The organism is bacterium, from assembly GCA_030247525.1.
Lineage (GTDB): Bacteria > Electryoneota > JAOADG01 > JAOADG01 > JAOADG01 > JAOTSC01.
Window position 1 is genome coordinate 1 of record JAOTSC010000207.1, and the last position, 5,198, is coordinate 5,198.

Here is a 5,198-nt window from a genome sequence, read left to right on the forward strand (position 1 = left end):
TATACCAAGTCGTATCGGTCATGTGGGGATTTCGTTCGTAGAAGATCGTACGATTCATGGAGGTCGATAATTGTGGTAAAGTCTCAACCGACCAGCGGGCAACTGAGACATCGGCAAGGATATCATTACCAGCCAACCGCATGTACCCGTGATCGCTTATACTTCCATCAGAAGCGGGTAAGTAATAATTTCCACTGGTTCCACCATCGCCGACCAATTGCACAAATTCAAGTGGAGGATCCCAAGTGGCATATGCCGTTTGAATAATTGGCAGTAAGTCGCTGGCAGAAGCGCCACTTCCGTTAGGGGCGTACACTTGGACTGGGTGACCAGAAGCGATCTTCCAATCGACCCATGGTTGTAAGACATTGCGGATTTCTGTTGCATTACGGGCAATGACCAAAATTTGTCCGGGAAGCGATTCTTCCGCTTCAAGTACTAAATCACCGGCACCGATAATGTCACGGTACAGCGATGCAAAACTCGGTACAGGTCGATGGGGTCCTACGAATTCGTTGGTTCCAACACCACCGATTGGTAGTACTTCTAATTCTATTGTGCGGTATACCCGGAGAATACGTTCGGCTGGAAAGTATTGTACCGGGTGGATTGCGAGCACTGCGATCCGGGCGTCGCGCATAATTGCCGGCTCGCCAACCATCGCAATCAATTCGGGGAACGGTATCTTACTGGAATAGAGTTCTTTATCGAATGCAAATTCAAACGTTGCTGCATCACCCTGAGAGTTTATCTCTAACTGGGTTACTTGAGGGAGCACATCGATGTCAGGGAAATCATCGTACTCGATTTTCCCGATTTTGAGTTCGACATTTCCGGTATTGGGGAGACGGATTGTTCGGTAAATTGCGGGGAGTTTCGGAGCGCCAACTTGCCAAACCCGTCCTTCCCCCTTGATATCGACGTTCGTCCAATCACGACCATTCAACTCAACACTTTCCATAAAGATTGATGGTTCGGTGAATCGAAAACGGTGATGACCAAGCGCGAGCGATTGCACCTCCATCCGAATCGATCCTTCAATTGGAACTCCATCAAACTCCTCATCTTGTGGTGTCCATTGTCTATTAGCTAATACCGACCCAGCAACTAAGAAGAAGATCAAAAGTACCAATGCTGAGAATTTTTGCTGTTTCATCGTCTCTCCACCGTTAGCAACCCCGAATCGGTAGTAAAATCGAATTCAATTAAATGTCCACCGAAAGTACCTGAACAATCTGTCGCTGTCAATAGCGATAGACATTTGCGTGATTTTTCCCATAGTGTTAGATAAATAGTGGACTTCCGGAAACAAATGAAACTATCTCGGGTGGGAGTGCGAAAAGAAGCAACATCATTTGTAAGCAATTAGAAAAATCGTTCGGAGCGGCGAGCGGGAACTAAACCTTGAGGGCGATAACGCATCATCACGATCAATAACAATCCAAATAGTAACATCCGGTACAACGCAGCTTCCCGTAACAACTCAGGTAGAATGATCAGAGCAAGAGCCCCAATCACAACGCCAAGTAACGAACCCATACCACCCAAAACTACCATACATAAGACCATGACTGATTCAAGGAAGGTGAACGACTCCGGGGAGATATGAGTCATCCTACCAGCAAAAAATACTCCGGCAACTCCAGCAAAACCGGCACCTAACGAAAAAGCAAGTAATTTGTAACGAACCACCGGAATACCACAGGAAGCTGCTGCCAATTCATCCTCCCGAATCGCTTCCCATGCTCTACCTGTTTTGGAACGAACTATCCGATATATGAGTATCGCTCCGAGCGCTACTAATGTGAGAATAATCCAGTAGTATGCTCCCGGTGAAGCAAGTTTGACACCAAAGAAGTGGGGACGAGGAATTCCAAGTATTCCGTTCGGTCCACCAGAAACCGAATCCCAATTGTTCAAAACAATACGAGTGATTTCTCCAAACCCCAAGGTGACAATCGCAAGGTAATCCCCTTTCAATCGCATCACCGGTAATCCAACGAGCAATCCCACCAATGCTGCACTAACTGCTCCGATTGGTAACGCGAGAAAGAAATTCAATCCGAATTGTGTCGAAAGTAGTGCGTAGGTATAAGCACCGACGGCGTAGAATGCGATGAAACCCAATGCAAGCAGTCCCGTTAACCCGACAACAATATCCAGACCCATGGCAAGCAGGACGTAGATTAACGCAAGGGTAACAATTTCTAATGGGAAGCGCGGCAGATAGAGCGGCATTAGTAGAATCGCGAGCAGTAAACCGATTCGAACTCGTTTATCGGAAGTCAACCGCTGCAATGTGCGAATGAGTCGATGATTTTGTAAAGAGAGTTTGGTAGAAAAAGTTACCGAACGAAATCTCGATATAATGAGCAGAAGAAAACTTCCTACGATGACTGAGATAGCTCCCTGCCACGAGAGAAAGGGGAAAACGATTACGCCTAATAGGATTGGTAGCAGGTACTTCGTCATAACTTCGTTGGATTGCCTTTTCATGCACGGGTTTCGGTGGCTGCCATTCGTATTTGTTTTTCGTCAGATGTCATCTTGTAGTTCAGTTTTTAACTTTTGTTACACCTTCTCGGCGACCCGCTCACCAAGCAACCCGCCGGGTTTGACCAATAGTATCAGGATTAACAGGACAAATGCCCAGACATCTTTGTACTCCGACGAGATGTACCCAGCACCGAACGCTTCGACAATTCCCAATACAAATCCGCCGAGCATCGCTCCCGGGAGATTTCCAATTCCACCCAAAACAGCAGCAGTGAAAGCCTTCATCCCAGCTTGATAGCCAATGTAAAAACTTACGACTCCGTACAACGAACCGACCAGAACGCCAGCCACAGCCGCTAATGCACTACCAATTGCGAAGGTGGCAACTATCACCGCATCCGGCCGCATTCCACACAACGATGCCATCATCGGATCCTGAGCGGTAGCCCGCATTGCCAAACCGAGTTTTGTCCGTTTCACCATCAATGTCAATAGAATCATAAAGAGTGGCGCGGTCACCAGTATCGCAGTTTGTGGAGCGCTAACATGGAGGAAACCGAGTTCCCAGCTTGCGCCATGGAAAAGGTCGGGAAACACTTTTTCCCGTGCTCCGAGTGCCAGCATGACAAAATTCTGCAAGAAAATTGAAGCGCCCAACGCCGTGATTAGTGGCGCTAATCTGCCAGCTCTTCGCAATGGACGATAAGCAAGTTTCTCTAATGCGACCCCCCAGCCGATGGCAAAGAGGGATGCACCTATCACAGCCGCTGAGAGCAAAAACACCGGATTAACCGAATTGATGAAATCCGCCGAGAGCCATCCCAAAAGAATTACACCAACAAACGCACCAATCATGTAGATTTCGCCATGGGCAAAATTGATTAGCTGAAGAATGCCATACACCATGGTATACCCTAATGCAATCAGGGCATAGACACATCCGAGGACAAGACCATTGAGAATTTGTTGGGCTAACATGTTTTTGGCACTGCGGTTTGAAATCTTCGGAAAGTAAGCGGATTCTGTCGGAAGGGCAAGGATTCCGAAGCGAAAGTAAAAGAAATAGGGGCGTAAAGGTTACGCCCCTATCAATATCGTCAGGTAAGCGTGCCTGACCTCCAACTGAAGTCAGGCAGGAGTGCCTAACCCCCAATTCGAGTAGTTACTTGGAGGGCATCCAACGAATCGATGCCATAGTTGACCAGTTTCCACCACTACCGGTTAAGAAGTATGGACCACGATTCACAATACCCGGGTCAACATTCAAATCGAGTAGGAACTCTCCACGTTTCATACCCGCGCCAAGATATAGATTGGTTGTAGAGGTTGCCCATTCGTCAGTTTTGTCTGTACCGGCAGAAATCCACTTTCGTTCGGCACCAACGCGAGCCACCATCCACTCGAAAACTTGCGTCTCAAAACCCATGCGATAGTAGGGAAGTTGATTTGCAGTCGTCTTGGCAGTTACCGACGCACCACCAACTGGTTCGATTTTTTGTTCACCGGAACCGATTCCGATACCAAAATCGCCAACAAACATTGTTGTTGGCGTGACGCTGGTATTGAAACCACAGCCAAGCATAATGTTGGTGCTCGACATCGAGTATTTGCCTACGCTGTTCGAGTCAACACCTTGGCTTTCCATCGCAAAACCAAAATAGGGAACGAAATAGGTCTTGGTTGCTGCATCCCACTCATACCAATAACGGGCATTCAAATCAAGTTTCAAACCGCCATTCGGTTTGGCAACATCGGTTCCCGCTGCATTTTTTTCGGTAAAGCTGTGGGTACGGAGATTCAATCCGAGATCGATTTTCTCTTGTAGGGTCAAACCGAAACCAAGCCCAAGATACATTTGGGATTTCTCAGCGCTGCTACCGGCGGTTTTGTCGGTCCAACTGTTCTGGAACAACATAAGATTGAAACCGAACGGCATGTCACCTAACATACGACCATAATACATATTTAACTTTGGTGCAGTCGACATATCAGTCGCACCAGTTTCCCCGACGACGGGACCATAATAGCCACCTTCAGGAATTCCATCAGTTCCGACGTACATGCCGTAAATCGCTGATCCAAATTTGTAGTGACCACCAACGGAGTACAAGGAATTCGCTCCTGAACCACGCAGATCCATCGATCCCCACATGGGATAATAATTGATGGCTTGGGGATACAGCGACATGTTCGCTTTGTCTTTGATGATGTGATTGACATTACCAAGTGTCATCACCCGGGTTACAGTAGCACCAGCAACCGATGCGATCAGAAGTGATATCGCCAATGCGATAAGCAAAAGCTTACGAGTCATTGAATGTCTCCTACGTTAGACGGAACAGAAAGTGATTATGAGCACACATTTTGAACCTTAAAGATTGATTCTTATGTGTCACCCTCATCGCGATGGAACTGTGATGCCAAACAACTAAAAGTCAGCATCAGCAGAATCCAAACGGCTAAAATTACGAAATCAACATTGTGAAAAGCAAGCGGGATAAGGGATTGGGAATACTTACTCGAGAAGTAAAAATAATGTCTCACGAGTATTATTATATTTATGACAAACACAAAACATTCACGAGAGTGTGTTAGAGAGAGCTCGAGTTTCTACGATTGTAAAACATTTTTCATGCAGGTTTTGTGCAAACTCACCTCTCAAAGTATTTATTGATATCTATATGATTAGCAATAAATAATAT

General features: G+C 46.6%; 4 protein-coding genes. All 4 read right to left on the reverse strand.

The features are described 5' to 3' along the window. Positions 1 to 1,156, reverse strand: a 1,156-nt coding sequence (locus OEM52_13755; GenBank protein MDK9701200.1) for a C25 family cysteine peptidase, incomplete at its 3' end; no start/stop codon positions are given. 209 nt (positions 1,157 to 1,365) lie between these two features. Continuing rightward, positions 1,366 to 2,496, reverse strand: a complete 1,131-nt coding sequence (locus OEM52_13760; protein ID MDK9701201.1) for a branched-chain amino acid ABC transporter permease — start codon at positions 2,494 to 2,496, stop codon at positions 1,366 to 1,368. A 75-nt stretch (positions 2,497 to 2,571) separates the two neighbouring features. Next, entirely contained in the window at positions 2,572 to 3,474 is a 903-nt protein-coding gene (locus tag OEM52_13765) for a branched-chain amino acid ABC transporter permease (protein MDK9701202.1), read from the reverse strand. A 184-nt stretch (positions 3,475 to 3,658) separates the two neighbouring features. Beyond that, positions 3,659 to 4,810 carry a hypothetical protein gene (locus OEM52_13770; protein ID MDK9701203.1) on the reverse strand — a complete coding sequence of 384 codons (1,152 nt, stop codon included), beginning with the start codon at positions 4,808 to 4,810 and terminating at the stop codon, positions 3,659 to 3,661. Positions 4,811 to 5,198 lie beyond the last annotated feature (388 nt).